Here is a 21,730-nt window from a genome sequence, read left to right as displayed (position 1 = left end):
AACACCCCAATTGCGCCACTACAAAGCATTCATGCAGTTGCCACTACAAAACTTCCGCAAAAATGTGCATAAGTCGTTGATTCACATGGAAGCGGCTTCACCAAAAACGCGAAATCGGCATTTTGGTGTCGAACTCGGGTGCCCGGAATCACCTAAGTGGGCGTGCAGCAACAACTTTTTGTGTAACGCCGCGTCCGGTTTTCCCATTAACACTCAAGCCCAACCCCGACACTCGTTACATATCGCCAGCCGTACCCGCAAACAAAAAAGCCGCCCGATTGGGCGGCTCTGTTTCGCTAGGTTGTCGATCAGCCCTTTTGAGGCGTCACGGCCATATGCGTCACCTGTTTGTCCAGAATCGCTTCTGGGTCTTGCGCTTCGGTCAGCGTCGGGTGGTCCAGCCCTTGCTGCAAACGGTTCATATCAAGGGCGCCGGTCATGCGCGCCACCACCAGGGTGGCCACGCCGTTGCCCACCAGATTGGTCAGTGCGCGGGCTTCAGACATGAAGCGGTCAATGCCCAAAATCAGCGCCAGGCCCGCCACAGGCACATGGCCCACTGCCGACAAAGTGGCAGCCAGCACAATGAAGCCCGAGCCGGTCACGCCCGCTGCGCCCTTCGAGGTCAGCAGCAACACGGCCAACAGTGTCAACTGCTGTGCCAAGGTCATGGGCGTGTCAGTTGCCTGCGCCACAAATACGGCGGCCATGGTCAGGTAAATCGAGGTGCCGTCCAAGTTGAACGAGTAGCCCGTAGGGATCACCAGACCGACCACCGACTTGCGGGCGCCCAGGTTTTCCATTTTTTCCATCATGCGGGGCAGCACCGATTCAGACGACGAGGTGCCCAGCACGATCAGCAGTTCTTCCTTGATGTAGCGGACAAACTTGAAGATGCTGAAGCCGTTCAGTCGGCTAATGATGCCCAGCACCACGAAGACGAAAAGCAAGCAGGTCAGGTAGAACGCACCCATCAGTTTGCCCAGCGAGAACAGCGATGCCACGCCGTACTTGCCGATGGTGAAGGCCATGGCACCAAAGGCACCAACAGGGGCAGCCTTCATGATGATGCCGACCACGTCAAACAGCACGTGCGAGAACTTCTCGATGAAGTCAAACACCATGGTGCCGCGGCCACCAAACTTGTGCAGGGCAAAGCCAAACAGCACCGAGAACAGCAGCACTTGCAGGATCTCGCCCTTGGCAAAGGCGTCCACCACGGACGTAGGAATCACGTTGAGCAAAAACTCCACCGTGCCTTGCATCTTGCCGGGGGCGGTGTAGTTGGCAATGCCCTTGGTGTCCAGCGTCGATGCATCCACGTGCATGTTGGCGCCGGGCTGCAAAACGTTGACCACCACCAAACCGATGATCAGGGCCAGGGTCGACACGATTTCAAAGTAGAGCAGGGCCAGACCACCGGTCTTGCCAACCTTCTTCATGTCTTCCATGCCGGCAATGCCGACCACGACGGTGCAGAAGATGATCGGGGCAATGATCATCTTGATCAGCTTGATGAAGCCTTCACCCAGAGGTTTCAGGCTGGCGCCTGTTTCAGGATAAAAGTGGCCCAGCAGGATGCCGATGGACACGGCAATCAGGACCTGAATGTAAAGCGACTTGTAGAGCGGCTGGCGGGCTGGTGTCTGGGACATGGCTCGGCCTCGGTTAGGTGGAGGGAGGGGCGAGCATGCTGACCGCGCCCCGACGCATCCTGTGTCCGTTAATCGGAACAAGAACGACGCGAAAGATACGCATCGGGGCCGGGTCCGCCAACTGTGGCGTTCAACAGGGAGGGTTTGCCCTCAGGGGCATCAGTGAAGGCACTCTCGGGTAATTTCTGCCACCAGCGCCTCGCCGCCGCGGCGGATGAAGCCGTCATAGGCGGGTTGTGTCGCTTGTCGTAAAGCCGCACGCTGAGAGGCCGAGATTCGGTAAATTGTCACGCCTTGCTTGTGAGCCAATTCACGCTGAGCTTGCAGTTCCAGCGCGGCCGCCTGGGCGTCACTGGCGGCAAGAGCATCATCGAGCGCTTGTTGGATCAAGTCGCGGTCCTCAGCCGACAAGCTGTCCCAGAACATGGGATTGGCCACGATGGCATAGCCCAGGTAGCCATGCTGGGTCAGGGTGACCGCAGGTTGAACGCTGGCCAAACCTTGCGAGACGAAGTTGGTGATGGGGTTTTCCGTCCCATCCACCACGCGGTATGCCAGTGCCCGCTGTGTTTCGCCGAACGGTAGCACCACCGGTTGTGCCCCCAGTGCCCGCATCTGATCTGCCAGCACATTGGATGCCTGAATCCGAAGACGCAGACCGCGGTAATCGACGGGGGACTGCAGCGCACGGCGACCGCTCATGTGCTTGAACCCTGCATCGGTGAAACCCAGTCCCACCATCTGCTGGCGGGCCAGTTGTTTCAAAAGACGGGTGCCAATCGGACCATGGGTCACGCAATGCACCGATGCCAGGTCGGGAAACAGGAAAGGCAGGTCGAATACCTCGAAAGCCGTCACGCCTGTGGCGCCAAACTTGGACAAAGAGGGCGCCAGCATTTCCACGGCACCCAAGCGCAGGGCTTCGAATTCATCTTCGTCGCCATAGAGGGACGAGTTCGGGAACACCTCTACGGCAATGCGGCCCTGACTGCGCTGCGCGACCAAATTGCGAAATCGCTCCGCCATGCGACCTTTCGGGGTGTCGGGCGTGACCACGTGCGAAAACCGGATGCGCAGCGGGCTCGCAGCGTACACGCTTCCCATCGCATGCATCACAAGCAGCAGCACGACCAGCACCGTCGCGTGGCGTTGGGCATGGCGCATCAAGGAGAGAAAAGGCATGTCCGCTATGCTAGAGAAAAAGCGCTCACATCATGCTTGCGAAGCCCCTTGATTTCAATCTGCCTGAGCTGCAGACGCGTCAGTCGTCTGCGCTGAGTCGCCGTGCCATGGTGTGGTTGGTGGGCATGCTGTTGTTGGCGGCGTTCTCGATTGTGGTGCTGGCCTTGTTCCTGTCCTCGGTGGAGCGTGAAGACGATGAGCGGCAGCGCGTGGCCGACGCGCAGTGGCTGGACCAGAGCATGCGTTTTCACTTCCGCCGGCTGGAGCGCGATCTGCAGGTGCAGGCCATGCCCGCCGTGCGCGGCGCACATGCCAGTGCGCCGGACCTCCGACTGGGGGAGCTTTGGCGTGCGCCCGGCGTGGTGCGCAAGAAAGAATGGGTCGCAGTCGATCAACCCTTGGACAACCAGACATGGCCTACCGCCATTCACGTCATGCTGGACACGGCGAAGGGCTTGCAGCGTGCTGCGTTTGCAGGCCCCTTGACTGACGCCAAAGAGCAAGGGCACTTCTTGTGGGTGGCTGTGCCGTTGATCGAGCGTGGTGTGCACATGGGCACACAACTGGCCGTGATTGACCTGGACGAAGCCCTGAACGTGGTGGTGCCCGCCTGGTACCTCGACAAGCATCGCGTGTCGGTGGTGAACTCGGAAGCCGTGTCAACACCGGTGAAAGGCAGTGTGTCCTTCTTGGCGCATGTGCAATTACCCGGTGCGCAACTCGCCCTGCAGGTCGAGCCCTTGGTGGATGACCGTACCCATGCCCCTCGGGTTTTTTTCGGCGTCGCACTGATCTGTTTGGGTGGCATGACCTTGGCCTTGTCCCTGCTCTGGCGAGACATGGCGCGCCGCCAGCAGGTGGAGGCGCAGTTGCAAACACAAATGGCTTTGCGTGCGGCGATGGAGCGGTCGGTCACCCTGGGCTTGCGCGCTTGGGACGTCAACGGACGGCTGTTGTACGTGAATCAGGCCTTCTGCGCCATGGTCGGCATTGATGCCGCCACCTTGTTGCAAAGCGATGGTGCGCAGCCATACTGGCCTGACGCCGAATGGGATGAATTCCACGTTCTGCAGCAGCGCATGGCCATTCCGTTGGAGCAACAGGTTGGGGCCGAGATGACCCTGCGGCACTTTGACGGACGGCCCATCGACGTGCTGGTGCATGGTGCCCCCTTGGTCATGGCCGATGGGCAGGTGGTGGGCTGGATGTCATCGGTACTGGACATCACCGAGCGCAAGCGGGTCGAGCGACTGGCCGCTCGGCAGCAGGAGATGCTCGAGGCCTCTGGCCGACTGATCGCCGTGGGGGAGGTGGCCTCGACACTGGCCCATGAGCTCAATCAACCGCTGGGTGCATTGAGCAGCTTTGCCAACGGCTTGCTGAACCGACTGCATGCCGAACGCATCACCCTGCAAGACGTGATCCCCGTGGTCGAGCGCATGGAGCGCATCGCCGAGAAAGCGGGCAAAGTCATTCAGCGCGTCAACGCGTTTGCCCGTCGTCAGGAAATGAACCGGCAGCCTCTGGCGCTCAACAGTTTTGTCGATCGTGTCAGCCGTGGCGTGCCATTGCCCGACGGCATGGTGCTGGATGTCAGCCTGCCTGAGCGTGACTGTGTCTTGCCCGCCGATGCCTTGCTGCTGGAGCATGCGCTGCACAACGTGGTGCTCAATGCCACGGAGTGGGCGGCGCATGGCATGCAGCAGCCCGCTCGGGTGCACGTGTCGGTGCGGATCGAGGCAAGCATGGTGGGCCTGTGCGTGGAAGACAGTGGCCCCGGTGTGCCGCCCGATCAGTTGGGAACCATCTTCGATGCCTTCGCCACGCGCAAGGCGGGCGGCATGGGCATGGGCTTGTCCATTTGCCGATCCATCATCGAGGCACACCACGGTCGTGTAGAAGTTGCGCGCAGCGCCGAACTCAACGGGGCACAATTCACCCTGTGGCTACCTTTGGACGCATGACGACAACCGTTCACATCATTGATGACGACGCAGATTTCCGCGATGGACTGGCTTGGTTGCTGGATTCGCGCGGGCTGGTTGCGCGCACCTGGACGGGGGGCGATGCGTTCTTGCAGGCCGTGCGTCCAGGTTCAACAGACTGGGCTTGCAGCGTTGTCATTCTGGACATTCGGATGGAGCCGCTGTCTGGTCTGGCGACCTTTGAGCAGTTGAAGGCCTTGGGATGGCCGTGGCCCATTCTGTTCCTGACGGGGCACGGTGATGTCAGCATGGCAGTGGGCGCCGTCAAAGCAGGAGCTTGGGATTTTCTGGAAAAGCCCTTCCAGAACAACCAGTTGGTCGACAAGGTGGAGGCGGCTTGCCTGGCTGCGCAAGCCATGCAAGCCGATGGGCAGGAGCGACGTCAGTTTCAGCAGGCACTTGCCGCGCTGAGTGCCCGCGAGCGCGAGGTACTCGACCTCTTGCTGCAAGGGCACTACAACAAGAACATCGCGGATCAGTTGGGCATCACGTCTCGCACGGTCGAGTTTCACCGGGCCAACATTTTCCAAAAGCTGGGTGCGCAGTCAGCGGTCGAGTTGGCCCACCGAATGGGCCGGTTTGGCGCCAGCGGTGCGATGGGCGACGCGTCAGGTGGTCTGCCGACGCTGTAGTTCGCGGAACAGTGCAGACTGGTCCAGGTCGGCGAAGCCGTGTTCGGCCGCCTCGGCATACAACTGTGTCAGGTGGGCCGTGATGGGGGCCTCGAAACCCAGCTCGCCTGAGGTGTGCATGGCATTGCGCAAGTCCTTGAGCTGAATGGCCAGAGAACCCCGCTTCGCAAAGTCGCCGTCCACCATGCGTTGACCATGCACTTCCAGGATGCGACTCTCGGCAAAACCACCTCGCAGCGCCTCGCGAACCTTGGCGGGGTTCGCGCCGCCACGTTCGGCCAGCAGCAAGGCCTCGGCCACCGCGCCGATGGTGATGCCCACAATCATCTGGTTGGCCAGCTTGGTCAGCTGCCCCGAACCCGCCGGCCCCACATGGACAGGGCGCCCCAGCACGTCCAGCACGGCGCGCGCACGTTCAAAGTCGGCCGCTTCGCCGCCCGCCATGATGGCCAGTGTGCCCGCTTCTGCACCCACCGTGCCGCCCGAAACAGGGGCGTCCAGGGCCGCCACACCTCGCTCAGCCAGCTTGCGTGCATGGGCCTGTGCTTGCTCGGGCAAAATCGAACTCATGTCCACCACGAGTGCGCCTGGTTTGAGTCCCGTGGCCGCACCGGGCAGGGCGGTGTCAAACAGCACGTCATGAACAATGCCGCCATGCTCCAGCATGGTGATGACGATGTCTGCGTTGGCCACCGCTTGCGCCGGGGTGCCGGCGACGTGGGCACCATCGGCCTGCAGCGCTTCGGCTTTGGCACGTGTCCGGTTCCAGACTGTCAAGGGATAGCCGGCTGCCAGCAGTCGGCGGGACATCGGTGCGCCCATCAGGCCGCATCCCAGCAGGGCAATCTGCATCATGTTCCGAAGTGAGCAAGAGTGGGGAGAGGGCCCGATTGTCGGATATTGACGCCTGACCTGTGGCAAAAGGTGTCGATTTGTATACTGTCAATGGGCGAAAACCCGCCGCACACTCCCATTCACAGAGTGTGAAATATGGCGCATCTTGTTTTCAAACGGGCTTTCGATCCCTCGTTTGAAGGGCGCCCACCAGACCTGATTTCGTCCAAGATCACCTCTAGCGGCGCACATGCGCCAAACACTATTGTTTCTTTGCCATGGTCGAAACTCTTGCAACCCTTGTGCCGAACGCCGGTGCGCTGAACCTCGCGGTTCTGGAAGCGCTGGATCAGTTGGGCTTGGGTGTGTTGGTCAAGAACATGGGCACAGGTCGTTATGAAGTGTCCAACGCCAGCGCTGCGCGCATTCTGGGCGTGGAGCCTCAGGCGGTGGTGGGTGCACAAGACAGCGAGTTGTTCGACGTGAATCTGTCGATGGCCATTCGCGCTGCTGACTTGCAGGCGCAGGCCGTGCCCTCCGGCGTTCGCGCCGAACACAAACTGGAGATTGGCGGCGAGCGCCGAGATCTTCTGGTGTGGCGCCAACCCGTGTCCATTGATAACACACCTCATCTCTTGTCGGTTTGGCAGGATGTGACGCTGACCCGTCAGCGCGAGCAGCAGCTTCAAACAGCGCTGTCCCAGCTGGAGCAGCAACAAAAGGCCAACGAGGCGTTGCGTCGCGATGTGCAGGACAACCAGGTGCGCGACACCGTGTCAGGCCTGTATCACCGCGCTCACTTTGAAGAGCAACTGCGCCGTGAGGCCGATCTTTCCAGTCGCGAGCAGCGTGAGTTCGCCTTGGTGGCCATTGCGGTGGACAACATGGATGAGATCCGTCGCCTGCATGGCGTCGAAGGCTGTGAGCGTGTGGTCGAGTCGCTGGGGCGTTTGCTGCGCGCCAACACCCGTGCCATGGACTCCCCGTGCCGTTTGGGCGGAGACCGTTTTGTGGTCTTGCTCTCGGGCGTGGGGCTGGCCACCGCGCACTCGCGCATGGAACATCTGCGCCGAGCATGCACACAGCACATCGTGCCCTTCAATGGTCAGCAGATTCCATTCACCGTGTGCATGGGCGTGTCCAGCTTCCCGCACACCGCAGGCAGCGTGGAAGAGTTGATGCGCAGCGCCGATCGCGCCTTGTCCAGTGCGCGCGACAAGGGCGGTAACCGCATCGTCCTGGCCAGCATCCAGTTTGTCCCAGCCACCTGATCTGCCCGTCGCCAACGGGCCATAAAAAAAGCCAGACGCTCGAAAGAGGTCTGGCTTTTGACATTCAGAGTGTTCGCCGCGAACCGGTTGCCGCATTCCTGAACCCAGGGGGATTCAGGTGGGCGAGGTCAGCTGCACTTCGGGTTCATCTAACGCGAGACGATCACGCCCGTGAGCAATGTTCCAGGCCCTGGCTCCAAGAGCATCGGTTCAAGGAAATTAAAACAACCGCGAACACGACGAACGCTTTCATTCTACGGTTGTTTGTCGGGGCTGTCCGTGCAAATAGTCCGCCTGGCGACCTTCTTGCAACGCTTGGCCCTCGGCCTCAGATGAGGTGGCCGTCCATGTCCAGCGCCTGATCCAGACGCTCGATCAGCTTGTCCACATATTCCGGTGATGGCCGAGCCTCGGTGGCAGCTTCAGTGCGGGTATCGGATGCCGCGCTGGCGGGTGCAGCAGGACGCTCCGTCAGGATGTAAGCCAGATTCAAGGCAGCCAGCACCGCGATGCGTTCGCGCGCCTTGAGCTTGCCGCTGTCACGGATCGCGCACATTTCGCGGTCGACTTGTGCGACGGCTTCGCGCAAACGTTCTTCACCACCCTCCGGGCAGCCCAGCAGGTAACTTTGTCCCATGATGGACACTTCAATTTGCTTCATGGGTATCAGTCTTCCGTTTGCTCGGATTCACCCGTCAAAGCCGCAGCGACCGGTGAAGGCAGTTTGTCGATGAGGGCATCGATGCGCGCACGTGCAGCAGACAGCCGCGCGCGAAGCGAATCCCGCTCTTGCGCTGTCACAGCGAGTTGCTGCTGCAGCAAGGCATTGGTGCGGCGCAGTTCTTCATGGCGCACCAGCAGGCGCTCGATGCGGTCCGTGAGTTCGTCGATTCTGGACATTGAGGGGCGTCAACCAGGAGTGCGGGCGCGAGCGGCCCAAAACAAGTCAAACATTGTAGGCGCCTTACAATGCGACTTGTTGGTGCTCGCGCCGAGGTTCGCTCGGTGCAGTTAAACGGGAAGCAGAAGGGACTGTCGCGTCAACGACGCCAGCCTGATCTGCGCTGCCCCCGCAACGGTCGGCAATCGAGTCATGAACCTGTGTTTGTGACTCCGCTTGTGCTCTTCTGCCACTGGGTTCATGACGGACCTGGGAAGGTCTCACAGGTTGCAATTGCCCAGCCCGGATACCGGCCAGCAAGGGTCAGGCGCGCTGAATGGCGCGCCTTGGCGTTTCGCCCAGGGCCTGCGGGGACGCAGGCAGGGCACATGTCTCTTGATTCCAATCATGTTTTCCTTGAACACGGTGCGAGTGGCACCTGGGTTGCGTTCGGCTCTGGCTGTGGCGTGTGGCTTGGCTTTGTCTGTGACTCAGCAGGCGCAGGCTGCAAGCAGCGAAGAAGCCTTGGGGCCGGTGGTGGTTACCGCCAGCCGGATGAACGACCTGTTGCAGACCGCGGCCATTGGCGCCACCATCATCACGGCGGAGCAAATGCAGCGGGCCGGTGTGTCCGATGCCAACGAGGCCATCCGCAAATTGGGCGGTGTGGCGGCTCGATCTGATTTGTATAACGGTCGCGACCCCTCGCTGGACCTGCGTGGCTACGGCGAAGCAGCCAGCTCCAATGTGGTGGTGCTGATCGACGGTATCCGCATCAGCGAAAACGAAAACTACGCTGCACGCGTGAGTTCGATCCCCTTGTCACAGATTGACCGCATCGAGATCGTGCGCGGTGGCGCCAGCGTGATGTGGGGTGAGGGCGCTTCGGCAGGCGCCATCAACATCATCCTCAAGCACGGTGCACGCAATGAGCGCTCGGCCAAGCTGACGGCGTCGGTGGCGTCCCATCGTGGTCATGAAGTGCAGGCGGATGGCGCCTGGGGAGAAGGTGCCTGGAACATTGATGCATCGGTGCGTCGTGTGCGCACGGATGGTTACCGTGACAACAGTGGCTACAAACAAGATTCGGGATCCCTCGGCGCGCAGTGGCAGCAAGGTAACTGGCGTGCGGGCTTGCGTGTGTTGCAAGAAGATCAGAACTCCCGTCTGCCTGGCTCTTTGAGCCCGGCGCAATACAAGGCCAACCCACGTCAAACCAATACCCCGGAAGACGATGCCAGCAACCGCGAAACCCGTTACCTGGGTAACGTGAGTTACCAGCAGGGTGCCTGGACGGCTCAGATGGACGTGGGGCAGCGTCTGCGCGACTCGGACTATCAATACGTCTCGTATGGTTCGCCCCGCGTGTTTTCACACAGCGAACAAGGTCAGGTCTCGCCGCGCGTGGCCTACGCTCAGCAGCATGGCGACGTGGGCATCAAGGCCGTGGCGGGTCTGGACTGGCAAGGTTGGGACTTTGACAAGACCGGTACAGCCGGCCCCGAGATTGGTCGTCAGGACAACAAGGCAGTGTTCACGCATGCCGACTTCAGCCTGCCCACGCAAACGCGTGTCAGCGTGGGCTGGCGCGAAGAGCGGGTGAACAAGAAGGATGCCTATCCAGGTGATCCGGGCTGGTTCTTGCCCGCCCTGAACTACAGCCGCGATGACAAGTTGCACGCCGGCGAGTTGGGCATCAATCAAACCCTGCAAAAGGGCCTGGATGCCTATGTGCGTTCGGCCACTTCATATCGCCTGGCAAACATTGACGAAAACCGTTCGACACCTGCCAGCGCAGCGTTGCGCCCTCAGCGCAACTACGACCGTGAGCTGGGCGTGAAGTGGGCGCAAAACGGGCATGGTCTGACGGCGCGCTACTTCGTGCAAGAGACCGACGACGAGATCGCGTTTGACAACATCCTGTACGCCAACACCAACATCGATCCCACCCGTCGACGTGGTCTGGAGCTGGAAGGGCGCGTGTCGCTGACGCGTGACGTGGTGCTGTCTGCCACCTGGCAGCAACTCACGGCCCGCTATCGCGAAGGGGCGAATGCCGGCAAGGACATGGTGCTGGTGGCACCTCACACGGCCACAGCACGGGCGGCCTGGCGAGTGGACGATCGTCAGACGCTCGATGTGGGCGTGCAATACCTGTCTCGCATGCGTTGGGGGGGCGACGAAGCCAACCTGTGCACCGAGCGGACGCCGTCGTCCCTGCTGTGGGATGCCCGCTATGCCTGGTCTGACAAGCTGTGGACCTTGGCGCTGTCGGGCGTCAACCTTACAGACCGTCAGGGATACAACTATGCGTACAGTTGCGGTCAATCTTGGGCAGTGGTTTACCCGTACAGCGGTCGCGCGGTGAAGTTCACTGCATCACGTCAGTTCTGACATGGCATTGTCGTTTCATCATCTCATCGTTGGCGGGCAGCGCAGTGGCAAGTCGCGGCAGGCCGAGCGTCTGGCTCGGCAGTGGCTGAATGCGCCTGCGCCTCGGCGGGTGACGATGGTGGCGACGGCCATCGCGGGTGACGACGAGATGCGCGCGCGCATCGCGCGTCACCAGTCAGATCGGCCAGAAGGGGTCCACACCGTGGAGTGCCCCCTGAATCTGACGCAGAAGCTCAGCGAGCAGGCAGCCCCCGATCATTTGCTGATTGTGGATTGCTTGACGCTGTGGTTGACCAATTGGTTGATGCCAATGTCCGGGGCCGTGGATCGTGAGGGTTGGTTGCGCGAGCGCGCCGCCCTGCTGGCTGCGTTGCCCGACTTGGCCTCACCGGTGGTGTTCGTGTCGAACGAGGTGGGCTGGGGCGTGAGTCCGATCAGCCCAGAGGTGCGAGGTTTTGTGGACGAGCTCGGGTGGTTGAACCAGGCCGTGGCGCAGCGTTGCGAAACGCTGACCCTGATGGTGGCCGGGCAGCCCTGGAGCCGACCCGTCGAGCACGAGGGGGCGTTGTGAGCCGATGGTTTGGCCTCCTCCTGAGCGTGTGGCTGTTCTGCATGGGGACGTCCCACGCCAGCATCACGGTCGAAGATGACCGTGGCGCCCGGGTGATGCTGCCTGCGCCGCCCAAGCGCATCGTGTCGCTCTTGCCGTCTTTGACTGAAACGGTTTGCGTACTGGGCGCCTGTGGGCGGCTGGTGGCCACCGACCGCTGGTCGAACTGGCCTGTTTCGGTTGCATCCTTGCCTAAACTGGGTGGCTTGGATGACGCCAATTTGGAGTTGTTGGTGGCACAGAAGCCGGATCTGGTTCTGCTGTCGCCCTCCAATCGTTTGGCCACCCGCTTGCGATCTTTGGGGTTGACCGTGGCCGAGCTGGATGCAGAGGATCTGCCTCAAGTTCAGCGCATGCTGCGCAAGGTTGCCGCCCTGCTCGGATCGCCGCAATTGGCCGACCAGCACTGGCAGGCTATGGACGATGAGATCCGTGCCGCACAAGCCATGGTGCCCGCCAGCATGCGAGGTACCCGTGTGTATTTCGAGGTCAGCAGCGCTTTGTACGCAGCGGGCGAGTCGTCCTACATCGGCCAGTTGTTGACCCGGTTGGGTGCGGTCAACATTGTGGGAGCGGGTCTGGGGCCTTTCCCTAAATTGAATCCTGAGTTTGTGGTGCGTGCGCAGCCCGATCTCATCATGTTGTCTGCCAGCGAGGCGGCTTCGCTGGCACGCAGGCCCGGATGGTCCAACATGAAGGCGGTCAGGGGCGGGCGTGTGTGCGCCATGCCTCCCGCGGATTACGACGTGTTGTCTCGTCCCGGGCCTCGCCTGGGGGCTGCTGCCAAGGTTCTGGCGCGATGCCTGGCGTCATTCAAGGGGGGCGCATGACGGTGTCTCCAAGGCGTGGCCTGTCGGCACTGACGGCGTGGGGGCTGCTCAGCCTGGCGATGGCCGGTGTGGGCTTGGCTGGGATGTCCATGGGCAGCACAGGCTGGCAATGGCCATGGGGCCCTGCCACCGATGCGGGTGTGCTGCAGATCGTTTGGGACATTCGTGCACCGCGCACGGTAGGTGCCATGCTGGTGGGCGCGTTGCTGGGTTTGGGCGGCGCGGTGGCACAAGGTCTGTTCCGCAATCCCTTGGCCGAACCCTATCTGCTGGGCAGCTCGTCCGGTGCGGCGTTAGGTATGGCCCTGCTGCTGTCGTTTGGCTGGCCCGATGCCATGTCTGACATGCCCGGCATGCGCATGGGTTTGACGGGCGCAGCTTTCTTTGGCGCTGTGGTCGGTGTCAGTCTCAGCCTGATGTTGGCCAAAGGCGCTGCGCACACCACGCGCTTGCTGTTGGGCGGCGTCGTGGTGGGGGTGGTTCTGGGCGCACTGACGCAACTGCTGATGGTGTGGTCGGCACCTGCCTGGCGGGCCATGCAGGCGTTCATGCTGGGCAACACGGCGTTGTTGGGGTGGCAGTCGTGCGCCGTGATGGGGGTGGTTTTGATGCTCACCTTGCCCGCCAGCCTGGTGTTGGCCCGTGTGCTTGACGCACTGAGCCTGGGCGAAGATGCCGCACGCACTTTGGGCATCCCCTTGGGGGCCACACGGGCGGTGTTGGTCGGTGTGCTGGCCTTGAGCACTGGTGCCGCCGTCGCCCAAGCGGGGCTGGTGGCCTTTGTCGGACTGGTGGCGCCGCATCTGGTGCGCAGCAGTGCGCGTGGCCGACATGCGGCCTTGTTGGGCTTGTCCACCTTGATGGGCGCAGTTCTGCTGGGCACGGCGGATGTCTTGTCGCGCTATGTGTTGGCGCCGCAGGAGCTGCCCGTGGGTGTGCTGACGGCGGTGCTGGGCGGTTCGTATTTGATTTGGTTGTTGCACCGGAGGCGCTCATGACGCCCGCCTTGCAAGCCATGGGATTGCAGGTCAGCTACGGCGAACGCGTGGTCTTGCGCGAAGCCTCACTGACGGTTCCTCGCGGGCGATGGGTGGCCCTGGTGGGGCCCAACGGGGCGGGCAAGTCCACGTTGATGCGCTGCCTGGCGGGGCTGCTGGCGCCCGCCTCGGGGCAGGTGTCGCTGCAAGGCAAGGTCTTGCAGGCCTGGTCGGGTCGACAACGCGCCCGAACGCTGTCCTGGATGGGGCAGGACGTGGTCGCCGATCCTGACATGACCGTGCGGGATGCCGTGGCCTTGGGACGCTTGCCTCACCAAGGCTGGCTGGGCTTGCCCTCGGATCAGACCGTTGACCGTGAAGCCATTGAGTTGGCTTTGCAGGATGCTGACATGAGCTGGGCAGCTGAGCGAAGCTGGGGCGCCCTGTCGGGGGGCGAGCGCCAACGTGTCAGCCTGGCGCGTGCCTTGGCGGTGCAGGCACCTGTGTTGTTGTTGGACGAGCCTGTGGCGCATCTCGATGCGCCGCATCAGCGTTTGCTGGCGCAAGTGTTGCGTCGCGAAGCCTTGTTGGGCCGCAGCGTGGTCAGTGTGTTGCACGAGTTGCCATTGGCGCTGCAGGCCGATGAGTTGGCCGTGATGCGAGAAGGGCGTGTGCTGATTCAGGGCTCGCGCGATGACCCGGCTGTGCATCGCATTCTGGAATCTGTTTTTGACCATGCCGTGGCGGTGAGCCGCGTGGATGGCCGTTGGGTCGTTGTGCCCCAATTCTGATTTGATGTGTGAAGAGTCTCATGGATATTCAAAACCCTCCCACCGAAGCGCCGCAACAGCGTGAGCATGCTGAGCGTCGTGGCTTGTTGATCGTCAATACCGGTGACGGCAAGGGCAAGAGCACGGCAGCATTTGGTTTGGCCTTGCGGGCGTTTGGTCGCGGCAAGGCTGTTCGCATCTTCCAGTTCATGAAGGTGCCTTCTGCGCGCTTTGGTGAACACCGAGCCTTCGAGCAAATCGGCTTGCCCATCGAAGGTTTGGGCGATGGTTTCAGCTGGAAAAGCAAGGACCTGGAGCGCTCTGCGCAGTTGGCCCGAGAAGGGTGGCAGCGTGCGGCCCAAGCCATCACGAGCGGCGAGCATTTTCTGGTCGTGCTCGACGAGCTGACCTATCCCCTGATCTACGGTTGGGTGCCGCTGGACGAAGTGGTTCAAACCTTGAAGCATCGTCCCAAGGAAGTCCACGTGGTGATCACCGGCCGCGACTGCCCGCCAGAAGTCATCGAGATCGCTGACACGGTGAGTGAGGTCCGAAAAGTCAAGCATGCCTACGAGGCGGGCATTCCGGCCCAGCGTGGCATTGAAGATTGAGGGGCTCAGCATGACTTTTGAATGGCCCTTGATTGCCGACTTGCGTGATGACGCGCTGTCCTCCCGTCTCCAGCACGTCATTGATCACAAGACCAAGCCCTTGGGAGCCTTGGGGCAGATCGAACGTGTGGCGCATCAGATCGGGCTCATTCAGCGCACCGAAAAGCCGCAGTTGCAACAGCCCCAAATGCTGGTGTTTGCCGGGGACCACGGACTGGCTGCGCGTGGCGTGTCGGCCTACCCCAGTGATGTCACCTGGCAAATGGTCGAGAACTTCCTCGCCGGTGGGGCCGCCGTCAGCGTGTTGGCTCGCCAGCATGGCCTTGAGCTCAACGTGGTCGATGCCGGTGTGGCCCATGACTTCGCCCCGCGCCCAGGTCTGCACTTGCGCAAAGTGGCGCGAGGCACCGCAGACAGTTCCACTCAGGCGGCCATGACGGCCGACCAACTGGACCAAGCTCTGGCGCATGGTCAGGCCGTGGTTCGCAGCTTGCCGGGCAATGCCATCCTGCTGGGTGAAATGGGCATTGGCAATACGTCCAGTGCGGCCTTGCTCATGTCGCAGCTCACCGGCGACCCCATCGAGCAATGCACGGGCCGTGGCACAGGGCTGGATGACGAGGGCCTGGCGCGCAAGCTGTCGGTGCTCAAGCAGGTGCAGGCCCTGCACGCTGGCGTCCAGCAGCCGCTGGATGTGCTGGCCGCCATGGGGGGATTCGAAATCGCGCAGATGGTCGGTGCCGTGTTGCAAGCCGCTTCTGAAAACCGCGTCATCTTGGTCGACGGCTTCATCACCACCAGTGCCGTGCTCGTGGCTGCACGCGTGCAGCCGCTGGTGCTGCAGCGCTGCGTCTTCTCGCATCAATCGGATGAATCCGGGCACGCGCGCATGCTGTCTCATCTGGGTGTGCAGGCCTTGCTCAAACTGAACTTGCGTTTGGGCGAAGGCTCGGGTGCGGCCTTGGCTTGGCCACTGCTGGAGTCGGCATGCCGCATCATGCGTGACATGGCCAGCTTCGAATCCGCAGGGGTCAGTGCCTCGGATGCCGACGCAGGTTCATCACCCGCCGCGTGACCATGCGCTTTCTGATCCACGAGGTTCGCCTCTTCTTCATTGCCCTGCAGTTCTTCACGCGGGTGCCCATCCCCCAGTGGGTGGGTTACCAGCCTGAATGGTTGCAGGCCTGCCAACGCTACTTCCCGCTGGTGGGCGGAGTGGTCGGGGTGGCTGGTGCGGCGATGCTGGCGCTGGCCAGCCACTGGTGGCCGCCTGTGGTGTCGGTGATCCTGAGCATGGCGTTCACCGTGTGGCTCACGGGGGGCTTTCACGAAGACGGCTGGGCAGATACCTGTGATGGCTTGGGGGGCACTGTCAGCCGTGAGCGTGCGCTGGAGATCATGAAGGACTCCCGCATCGGCTCGTATGGCTCTTTGGGTTTGATCCTCTTGCTGGGCCTGAAAGCGGCGACTCTGACCTCACTGGCGTCGCCCCAGGTGTCGGAGTTGAACAATGCCCAAGCCAGCCACATTCACACGGTCTTGTTGGCCTGGACAGGGATGGCCGTGATCTGGGGGCACACCGCCTCGCGGCTTGTGGCGGTCTGGATGATCCGATTGCTGCCCTATGGCGGAGACCTGGCTCATGCCAAAGCCAAACCGTTGGGCCTGCAGGCGACCTGGCCGCAAGTGTTGACCGCCTCGGCCTGCACCGTGTTGGTCGCTGCAGGCATGTGGTGCTGGTTGGACCAATCCGGCTGGCCCACTGGGACCCTGATGCAAGCCCTGACGCGATCTGCCTTGGCCATGCTGGTGGTGGGGGCAGTGTGCTGGCGCTGGTTCAAACAGCGGCTGGGCGGGTTCACGGGCGACACCCTCGGGGCGACGCAGCAGCTTGCTGAAGTGGCGGGGCTGTTGGCCTGGCTGACCGTGATTCACCCTGTGGCGTGAAGGCGGTCGGCATGCAGGCGTCAGAGGCGGGCCTTCCCCAACTGCTGGTGTGGCGGCATCCCTGTCCCCAAGCGGCGCAGGGGCGATGCATCGGGCAAACCGATCTGGCCATTGATCGGCGCAAGGTCAAGCGTCTGGCGCATCGCATTCGTCAGGCGGCTCGACGACACGGATGGCCGCGCGTCATCCACACATCGCCCTTGCAGCGGTGTGCGCGTGTGGGGCGGCAATTGCGCCAATGGGGATGGGAGCACCATGTGCATCCCGCCGTCATGGAGGCCAACTTCGGCGCCTGGGATGGCCTGCCGTGGACACAGATCAGCCATGCCGAGGTGGACGCGTGGTGCGCCCGGTTTGCCACCTATTCACCCGGTGGCGGCGAGTGTTTGCTGGATGTGTTCAGTCGTGCGGCGACATGGTTGCGTGCGCACCAGACTTCGAGTGCACAACCGCTGTTGATGGTGGGGCATGGCGGATGGATGCTGGCGGCACAATGGGTGCTGACACAGGAGGATGCACCCACAGATGCCCGTCAATGGCCCAGACCGGCGCAATATGGCGAGTGCTGGGCACTCAGCACCGGACCGATTCAATACCGTCCGGTTGCCCCAGCCATCCACAAGTAGGCTTTGGCGACCAATGCCACCCAGTGGCGTTTCCAGCGTGTGCGCCAGTTGTCCGATCCGGGCGACGCGCTGGGCGGTACCTCTCGGCTGAGTGCAAAGTCCGAGGCCAGCTTCTCAGACAACGCCGCCACAAAAGGCGCATCCTGAACGATCAGATTCGCTTCCAGGTTCAGCAGCAAAGACAATGGGTCCAGGTTGGACGAGCCAATGGTGGCCCACTGCTGGTCGACGCACAGCACCTTGGCATGCAGGAAAGCGGGTTGATATTCGTAGATGCGGATGCCTTGGCTCTGCAGCTCGCCGTACAGCACCTGTGCCGCCATGCCGGCAATGCGGTAGTCCAGCTTGCCTTGCAACAGCAAGCGGACGCGAACACCCCGTGCGGCCGCTTGCTTGAGCGCACGCCGGAGTGCGCGGCGCGGATAGAAGTACGGCGTCACGATGTCGACGCACTCCTTTGCCTGCAAGATGGCCTGCAAGGCCGCCAACTCAATGGTGCGGCGTTGGCGCAGGTTGTCTCGCAACACAAAGGCGCAGCGCATGGGCCGATCATCGGCCTCTGCGGCACTGAGCTGGCTTTGCTCATGCGGCGTCAAGCGCAGTCGCGCACGTTGCCACATCTCTCGCAGGTGCTGCAGTTTGTTGGGATCTTGGGCGAGGTGGACCCAATCGTCGCGCCAGTCTCGCCCCACCTTGGCGCGCGTCCACATCGCCTTGATGGTGTGAAGCATCGGGGTGACCACGGGGCCCTGCGCTTCCACGGCATAGTCCAGCCGCGGTGTGTCGCTCCAGCCATGCGTCAGGTCATAGTGGTCATCGATCAGGTTGATGCCGCCAATGAAGGCCGCAGACTCATCGACGACGCACAACTTCAGATGCATGCGGCGCCACTGTCCCGCGTCGAGGATGCTCCAAAGACGATGCAGCGGGCGATAGATGGCGAGCTTCACGCCGGCCTGCTCCATCGATTGCCACAACTGAGGTGAGGCCTCACGCGAGCCCACACCATCCACCACGACGTGAACGTCGACGCCCCGGCGTGCCGCACGCATCAAGGCTTGCAGCACCGTGCTGCTTTGTCCCTCTGGCGAGACGATGTACACCGCCATCCACACAGAGCGTTTGGCTCGATCAATGCTGTCACGCAGGGCCGGGAACAGCTCCCGGCCACCTTGCAGCAGGGTGGCCACATTGCCGCCGGTGTACACGGGTCGTCGCTGGGCGTACCAAGCCAGGGGTGCCAAAGCCTCGTCTGACACCGTCGATTCGGATGGCGGCAACTCCGGGCGGGCGGTCATGCCGGGTCAGCGCTCAGCCATGGGAGGCCAGCGTCAACTCCGCCACCAAGGGAAGGTGGTCGGACAGTCTGGCCCAAGTCGTGCCCTTGGGCACCATCAGGGATCGACATTGCCATCCGCGCATGTACACCCGATCCAGAGACAGCACCGGAATCAACGAGGGATAGGTCGCGGCCTTTGACTCGTCGGCCTGCAAGGCGCGGGACAAGCCTGCGCCGGCCAGGATGTCATCCAGCTTTTCGTTCCAGTCATTGAAGTCGCCCGCAATCAGCACGGGCGCATTGGCCGGAATTTGCGACTGCACGACTTCAGCCAAACGCTCGGCCTGGCGAACCCGGCTGGCATGGATCAGACCGAAGTGCACGACGACCACGTGGATTTCTGTGCCACGCCATTGCACCGGGACATGCAGCAGGCCGCGTTGCTCAAAGCGGTGATCGGACACATCGTGGTGACCGATGTCTCCCAATGGCCATCGTGCCAGCAAGGCATTGCCATGCTCGCCATGCCGTGTGACCGCGTTGGTGCGGTATGCCACCTCGTAGCCGTTGGGGGCGAGGTAGTCAGCCTGCGGTGCGCTTGGCCAGGCCAGCGGGCCGAAATCGGTTTGCGAAAAGTGCCGCGCCTCGGCGTGGTTGAAGCTGCGCACCTCTTGCAGGCACACGATGTCGGCGTCCAGGGCTTCGACAGCCAGGCTGAGGTTGTGGATTTCCAGCCGCTTGGTGGGGCCCATGCCTCGCACGCCCTTGTGGATGTTGTACGTGGCAATGCGCAACACCTGAGGGTCCTGCCCCGAGGGTGTCAGCAGCGACGAGTTCAGCGGGTTCAGCACAGTGACGACTCCGATAGCTTGGCAGAGGATATCAGGCGCGGCCTGCGCTCAGACGTCGGGGAAGTTGCAGGATGGCTTCCGCGTTCGATGGCGAAAAACACTGATCCGCCGCAGCTTGCCAGTGGCACCAGAGGTACTGCGTGTGCTCTGCCGGAGCCAGGGTGATGGGCGTGCCGTCGGGCACGCACAGGCCAAACACACGCTCGACGTTGTGCGTGACGCCGGGCGCATAGCGGTATCGCCAGACGGGGTAGATCTCGTAGATGTTTTCCAGCGCCCAGTCGCTCAGGGCTTCTGTCGGCACCGCATCTGATCCCACCTGAATGCCGGTTTCCTCGGCCACCTCGCGAATGGCCGTATCGCGCCAGTCTTCGTCTGGCGTGTCCTTGGAGCCGGTCACGCTTTGCCAAAAGCCAGGTTGCTTGGCGCGCTCGATCAACAGCACATTGAGCTGGGGCGTGTAGATCACCACCAGGACCGATTGGGGGATCTTGTGAATGGGCGTCTCGCTCATGATGCCAAGTGTGGCACGAGCCGCGATGCGTCCTTGGGCGGGTGTCGCATTCAGGCGCCACTGTGCGCACCATGAAAAAAGCCACCCGAAGGTGGCTTTTGCAGGTTGAGCGAACGGCTCAATCAGCCTTGTGCAGCGGCCGCAGCCTGGGCATTGCGCAAACGGATGTGCAGTTCGCGCAGTTGCTTCTCGTCGACGTTGGACGGTGCGCCGGTCAGCAGACACTGGGCACGTTGCGTCTTGGGGAAGGCGATCACGTCGCGGATGGACTCGGCCTTGGTCATCAGGGTCACCAGACGGTCCAGACCGAAGGCCAGACCACCGTGAGGAGGCGCGCCGTATTGCAGCGCATCCAGCAGGAAGCCGAACTTGACCTTGGCATCTTCTTCCGTGATGTTCAGGGCCTTGAACACCTTGGACTGGACTTCGGCGCGGTGGATACGGATCGAGCCGCCACCCAGTTCCCAGCCGTTCAGCACCATGTCGTAGGCCTTGGCAATGCACTTGCCAGGGTCGGTGTCCATGTAGTCCTCGTGACCATCCTTCGGCGCGGTGAAGGGGTGGTGCACGGCGTTCCAGCGGTCTTCCTCGTCGTCGTGCTCGAACATCGGGAAGTCCACCACCCACAGTGGCGCCCAGCGGTCTTCGAACAGACCGGCCTTCTTGCCGAAGTCAGAGTGTCCGACCTTCAGGCGCAGCGCGCCGATGGCGTCGTTGACGACCTTGGCCTTGTCAGCACCGAAGAAAATCAGATCGCCGTCCTTGGCGCCGGTGCGCTTCAGGATTTCTGCGATGGCGGCATCGTGCAGGTTCTTCACGATGGGCGACTGCAGGCCTTCACGGCCCTTGGCCACTTCGTTGACCTTGATCCAAGCCAGGCCCTTGGCACCGTAGATCTTCACGAACTCGGTGTACGCGTCGATTTCGCCGCGTGACATTTCAGCGCCGCCGGGCACGCACAGCGCGACCACGCGACCACCCTTGGTGGTGGCTGGCGTCGAGAAGACCTTGAAGTCCACATCGGCCATCACGTCGGTCAGTTCGGTGAACTGCAGCTTGACACGCAGGTCAGGCTTGTCCGAACCGTACAGGTGCATGGCGTCGGCGTACTTCATGACCGGGTAGTCGCCCAGATCCACGTCCAGCGCCTTCTTGAAGACGTGGCGGATCATGCCTTCGAACATGTCACGGATTTCCTGCTCGGTCAGGAAGCTCGTTTCAATATCGATCTGGGTGAATTCGGGCTGACGGTCAGCACGCAGGTCTTCGTCGCGGAAGCACTTGGTGATCTGGTAGTAACGGTCGTAGCCGGCCACCATCAGCAACTGCTTGAACAGCTGAGGCGATTGGGGCAGGGCGAAGAACTGACCGTCGTGCACGCGCGAAGGCACCAGATAGTCGCGAGCGCCTTCCGGGGTCGACTTGGTCAACATCGGGGTTTCGATGTCGATGAAGCCGTGTTCGTCCAGGAACTTGCGGGCTTCCATGGCCACGCGGTAACGCAGCATCAGGTTGCGCTGCATGTAAGGGCGGCGCAGGTCCAGCACGCGGTGGGTCAGACGGGTCGTTTCCGACAGGTTCTCGTCATCGATCTGGAACGGTGGCGTCACCGAGGCGTTCAGCACTTCCAGGGTGTGGCCCAGCACTTCGATCTTGCCGCTGGTCAGGCCGTTGTTTTCCGTGCCGGCAGGGCGGGCGCGCACAACGCCGGTCACCTTCAGGCAGAACTCGTTGCGGACGTCTTCAGCAATCTTGAAAGAGTCGGCACGATCGGGGTCGAACACCACCTGCACCAGACCTTCGCGGTCACGCAGGTCGATGAAGATCACGCCGCCGTGGTCGCGGCGACGGTGGGCCCAGCCCATCAGCGTCACGGTCTGGC

21 protein-coding genes and 1 riboswitch are annotated in these 21,730 nt (G+C 62.2%); of the genes, 12 read left to right on the top strand and 9 right to left on the bottom strand.

The features are described 5' to 3' along the window. Positions 1 to 308 precede the first annotated feature (308 nt). Positions 309 to 1,655: a dicarboxylate/amino acid:cation symporter gene (locus tag ACMV18_RS06885; protein WP_420817234.1), complete on the bottom strand. Its 1,347-nt coding sequence runs from the start codon at positions 1,653 to 1,655 to the stop codon at positions 309 to 311. A gap of 159 nt (positions 1,656 to 1,814) precedes the next feature. Continuing rightward, the gene (locus ACMV18_RS06880) at positions 1,815 to 2,837 is read right to left on the bottom strand and encodes a DctP family TRAP transporter solute-binding subunit (protein ID WP_420817233.1); all 1,023 of its coding nucleotides are present in this window, start codon (positions 2,835 to 2,837) and stop codon (positions 1,815 to 1,817) included. A gap of 32 nt (positions 2,838 to 2,869) precedes the next feature. Between ACMV18_RS06880 and ACMV18_RS06875 the strand changes: the two genes are divergently transcribed. Together ACMV18_RS06875 and ACMV18_RS06870 are read left to right on the top strand one after the other, a co-directional pair. Beyond that, positions 2,870 to 4,801, top strand: coding sequence for a two-component system sensor histidine kinase NtrB (locus ACMV18_RS06875; RefSeq protein WP_420817232.1), 1,932 nt, complete (start codon positions 2,870 to 2,872; stop codon positions 4,799 to 4,801). Beyond that, a complete protein-coding gene (locus ACMV18_RS06870; RefSeq protein WP_420817231.1) occupies positions 4,798 to 5,454 on the top strand; it encodes a response regulator transcription factor in 657 nt (218 codons plus the stop codon). Before ACMV18_RS06875 ends, ACMV18_RS06870 begins: the two co-directional genes overlap by 4 nt. Here the strand turns inward: ACMV18_RS06870 and ACMV18_RS06865 are convergent. Then, on the bottom strand, positions 5,431 to 6,306 hold the full coding sequence (locus ACMV18_RS06865; RefSeq protein WP_420817236.1) for an NAD(P)-dependent oxidoreductase: 876 nt from the start codon (positions 6,304 to 6,306) through the stop codon (positions 5,431 to 5,433). The genes ACMV18_RS06870 and ACMV18_RS06865 overlap by 24 nt on opposite strands. A gap of 260 nt (positions 6,307 to 6,566) precedes the next feature. Between ACMV18_RS06865 and ACMV18_RS06860 the strand changes: the two genes are divergently transcribed. After that, positions 6,567 to 7,559, top strand: a complete 993-nt coding sequence (locus tag ACMV18_RS06860; RefSeq protein ID WP_374257291.1) for a GGDEF domain-containing protein — start codon at positions 6,567 to 6,569, stop codon at positions 7,557 to 7,559. Positions 7,560 to 7,887: 328 nt separating this feature from the next. Here ACMV18_RS06860 and ACMV18_RS06855 read toward each other — a convergent pair whose 3' ends face one another. Both ACMV18_RS06855 and zapB read right to left on the bottom strand, forming a co-directional pair. Then, positions 7,888 to 8,220, bottom strand: coding sequence for a cell division protein ZapA (locus ACMV18_RS06855; protein ID WP_420817230.1), 333 nt, complete (start codon positions 8,218 to 8,220; stop codon positions 7,888 to 7,890). A gap of 5 nt (positions 8,221 to 8,225) precedes the next feature. After that, positions 8,226 to 8,459: a cell division protein ZapB gene (gene zapB / locus ACMV18_RS06850; RefSeq protein ID WP_374257293.1), complete on the bottom strand. Its 234-nt coding sequence runs from the start codon at positions 8,457 to 8,459 to the stop codon at positions 8,226 to 8,228. Between the two features lie 63 nt (positions 8,460 to 8,522). Then, positions 8,523 to 8,773, top strand: a riboswitch (cobalamin riboswitch). Between the two features lie 74 nt (positions 8,774 to 8,847). Here zapB and ACMV18_RS06845 point away from each other — a divergent pair. The 9 genes from ACMV18_RS06845 to ACMV18_RS06805 are packed head-to-tail and all read left to right on the top strand — an operon-like array spanning position 8,848 to position 17,204. Continuing rightward, positions 8,848 to 10,833, top strand: a complete 1,986-nt coding sequence (locus tag ACMV18_RS06845) for a TonB-dependent receptor (protein ID WP_420817229.1) — start codon at positions 8,848 to 8,850, stop codon at positions 10,831 to 10,833. Position 10,834: 1 nt separating this feature from the next. Beyond that, positions 10,835 to 11,404, top strand: coding sequence for a bifunctional adenosylcobinamide kinase/adenosylcobinamide-phosphate guanylyltransferase (gene cobU, locus ACMV18_RS06840; protein ID WP_420817228.1), 570 nt, complete (start codon positions 10,835 to 10,837; stop codon positions 11,402 to 11,404). Between the two features lie 41 nt (positions 11,405 to 11,445). Continuing rightward, entirely contained in the window at positions 11,446 to 12,273 is an 828-nt protein-coding gene (locus ACMV18_RS06835; RefSeq protein ID WP_420817227.1) for an ABC transporter substrate-binding protein, read from the top strand. Beyond that, positions 12,243 to 13,271 carry a FecCD family ABC transporter permease gene (locus ACMV18_RS06830; protein ID WP_420817226.1) on the top strand — a complete coding sequence of 343 codons (1,029 nt, stop codon included), beginning with the start codon at positions 12,243 to 12,245 and terminating at the stop codon, positions 13,269 to 13,271. The genes ACMV18_RS06835 and ACMV18_RS06830 overlap by 31 nt, the downstream gene beginning before the upstream one ends. After that, positions 13,268 to 14,041: an ABC transporter ATP-binding protein gene (locus ACMV18_RS06825; RefSeq protein ID WP_420817225.1), complete on the top strand. Its 774-nt coding sequence runs from the start codon at positions 13,268 to 13,270 to the stop codon at positions 14,039 to 14,041. Before ACMV18_RS06830 ends, ACMV18_RS06825 begins: the two co-directional genes overlap by 4 nt. A gap of 20 nt (positions 14,042 to 14,061) precedes the next feature. Then, the gene (cobO, locus tag ACMV18_RS06820) at positions 14,062 to 14,631 is read left to right on the top strand and encodes a cob(I)yrinic acid a,c-diamide adenosyltransferase (protein WP_420817224.1); all 570 of its coding nucleotides are present in this window, start codon (positions 14,062 to 14,064) and stop codon (positions 14,629 to 14,631) included. A gap of 10 nt (positions 14,632 to 14,641) precedes the next feature. Further along, positions 14,642 to 15,706, top strand: a complete 1,065-nt coding sequence (gene cobT, locus ACMV18_RS06815; protein WP_420817223.1) for a nicotinate-nucleotide--dimethylbenzimidazole phosphoribosyltransferase — start codon at positions 14,642 to 14,644, stop codon at positions 15,704 to 15,706. Positions 15,707 to 15,708: 2 nt separating this feature from the next. Next, on the top strand, positions 15,709 to 16,578 hold the full coding sequence (locus ACMV18_RS06810) for an adenosylcobinamide-GDP ribazoletransferase (protein ID WP_420817222.1): 870 nt from the start codon (positions 15,709 to 15,711) through the stop codon (positions 16,576 to 16,578). Between the two features lie 11 nt (positions 16,579 to 16,589). After that, complete coding sequence (locus ACMV18_RS06805) at positions 16,590 to 17,204, top strand: histidine phosphatase family protein (RefSeq protein WP_420817221.1); 615 nt, start codon at positions 16,590 to 16,592, stop codon at positions 17,202 to 17,204. On the opposite strand, the gene clsB is transcribed toward ACMV18_RS06805, so the two are convergent. The 4 genes from clsB to aspS all read right to left on the bottom strand — a co-directional run. After that, a complete protein-coding gene (gene clsB, locus ACMV18_RS06800; protein ID WP_420817220.1) occupies positions 17,168 to 18,502 on the bottom strand; it encodes a cardiolipin synthase ClsB in 1,335 nt (444 codons plus the stop codon). The genes ACMV18_RS06805 and clsB overlap by 37 nt on opposite strands. A gap of 13 nt (positions 18,503 to 18,515) precedes the next feature. Beyond that, positions 18,516 to 19,331 carry an endonuclease/exonuclease/phosphatase family protein gene (locus ACMV18_RS06795; protein ID WP_420817235.1) on the bottom strand — a complete coding sequence of 272 codons (816 nt, stop codon included), beginning with the start codon at positions 19,329 to 19,331 and terminating at the stop codon, positions 18,516 to 18,518. 34 nt (positions 19,332 to 19,365) lie between these two features. Further along, a complete protein-coding gene (gene nudB / locus ACMV18_RS06790) occupies positions 19,366 to 19,848 on the bottom strand; it encodes a dihydroneopterin triphosphate diphosphatase (RefSeq protein ID WP_420817219.1) in 483 nt (160 codons plus the stop codon). 122 nt (positions 19,849 to 19,970) lie between these two features. After that, the coding region (gene aspS / locus ACMV18_RS06785) for an aspartate--tRNA ligase (protein WP_420817218.1) at positions 19,971 to 21,730 on the bottom strand (1,760 nt) is incomplete at its 5' end.

This window comes from Aquabacterium sp., assembly GCF_048860245.1.
Lineage (GTDB): Bacteria > Pseudomonadota > Gammaproteobacteria > Burkholderiales > Burkholderiaceae_C > Aquabacterium.
The sequence above is the reverse complement of the archived record's forward strand: the minus strand, read 5'-3'. Positions and strand labels throughout refer to the sequence as shown.

Bases quoted from the DNA above. Each gene is read 5' to 3' on its own strand.
- ACMV18_RS06870 (WP_420817231.1), top strand. From the start codon at position 4,798: ATGACGACAACCGTTCACATCATTGATGACGACGCAGATTTCCGCGAT.
- ACMV18_RS06825 (WP_420817225.1), top strand. From the start codon at position 13,268: ATGACGCCCGCCTTGCAAGCCATGGGATTGCAGGTCAGCTACGGCGAA.
- ACMV18_RS06845 (WP_420817229.1), top strand. From the start codon at position 8,848: ATGTTTTCCTTGAACACGGTGCGAGTGGCACCTGGGTTGCGTTCGGCT.
- ACMV18_RS06865 (WP_420817236.1), bottom strand. From the start codon at position 6,306: ATGCAGATTGCCCTGCTGGGATGCGGCCTGATGGGCGCACCGATGTCC.
- cobU (WP_420817228.1), top strand. From the start codon at position 10,835: ATGGCATTGTCGTTTCATCATCTCATCGTTGGCGGGCAGCGCAGTGGC.
- zapB (WP_374257293.1), bottom strand. From the start codon at position 8,459: ATGTCCAGAATCGACGAACTCACGGACCGCATCGAGCGCCTGCTGGTG.
- ACMV18_RS06805 (WP_420817221.1), top strand. From the start codon at position 16,590: ATGCAGGCGTCAGAGGCGGGCCTTCCCCAACTGCTGGTGTGGCGGCAT.
- clsB (WP_420817220.1), bottom strand. From the start codon at position 18,502: ATGACCGCCCGCCCGGAGTTGCCGCCATCCGAATCGACGGTGTCAGAC.
- ACMV18_RS06860 (WP_374257291.1), top strand. From the start codon at position 6,567: ATGGTCGAAACTCTTGCAACCCTTGTGCCGAACGCCGGTGCGCTGAAC.
- ACMV18_RS06855 (WP_420817230.1), bottom strand. From the start codon at position 8,220: ATGAAGCAAATTGAAGTGTCCATCATGGGACAAAGTTACCTGCTGGGC.
- ACMV18_RS06885 (WP_420817234.1), bottom strand. From the start codon at position 1,655: ATGTCCCAGACACCAGCCCGCCAGCCGCTCTACAAGTCGCTTTACATT.
- nudB (WP_420817219.1), bottom strand. From the start codon at position 19,848: ATGAGCGAGACGCCCATTCACAAGATCCCCCAATCGGTCCTGGTGGTG.
- ACMV18_RS06880 (WP_420817233.1), bottom strand. From the start codon at position 2,837: ATGCCTTTTCTCTCCTTGATGCGCCATGCCCAACGCCACGCGACGGTG.
- cobO (WP_420817224.1), top strand. From the start codon at position 14,062: ATGGATATTCAAAACCCTCCCACCGAAGCGCCGCAACAGCGTGAGCAT.
- ACMV18_RS06835 (WP_420817227.1), top strand. From the start codon at position 11,446: ATGGGGACGTCCCACGCCAGCATCACGGTCGAAGATGACCGTGGCGCC.
- ACMV18_RS06875 (WP_420817232.1), top strand. From the start codon at position 2,870: ATGCTTGCGAAGCCCCTTGATTTCAATCTGCCTGAGCTGCAGACGCGT.
- ACMV18_RS06810 (WP_420817222.1), top strand. From the start codon at position 15,709: ATGCGCTTTCTGATCCACGAGGTTCGCCTCTTCTTCATTGCCCTGCAG.
- ACMV18_RS06830 (WP_420817226.1), top strand. From the start codon at position 12,243: ATGCCTGGCGTCATTCAAGGGGGGCGCATGACGGTGTCTCCAAGGCGT.
- cobT (WP_420817223.1), top strand. From the start codon at position 14,642: ATGACTTTTGAATGGCCCTTGATTGCCGACTTGCGTGATGACGCGCTG.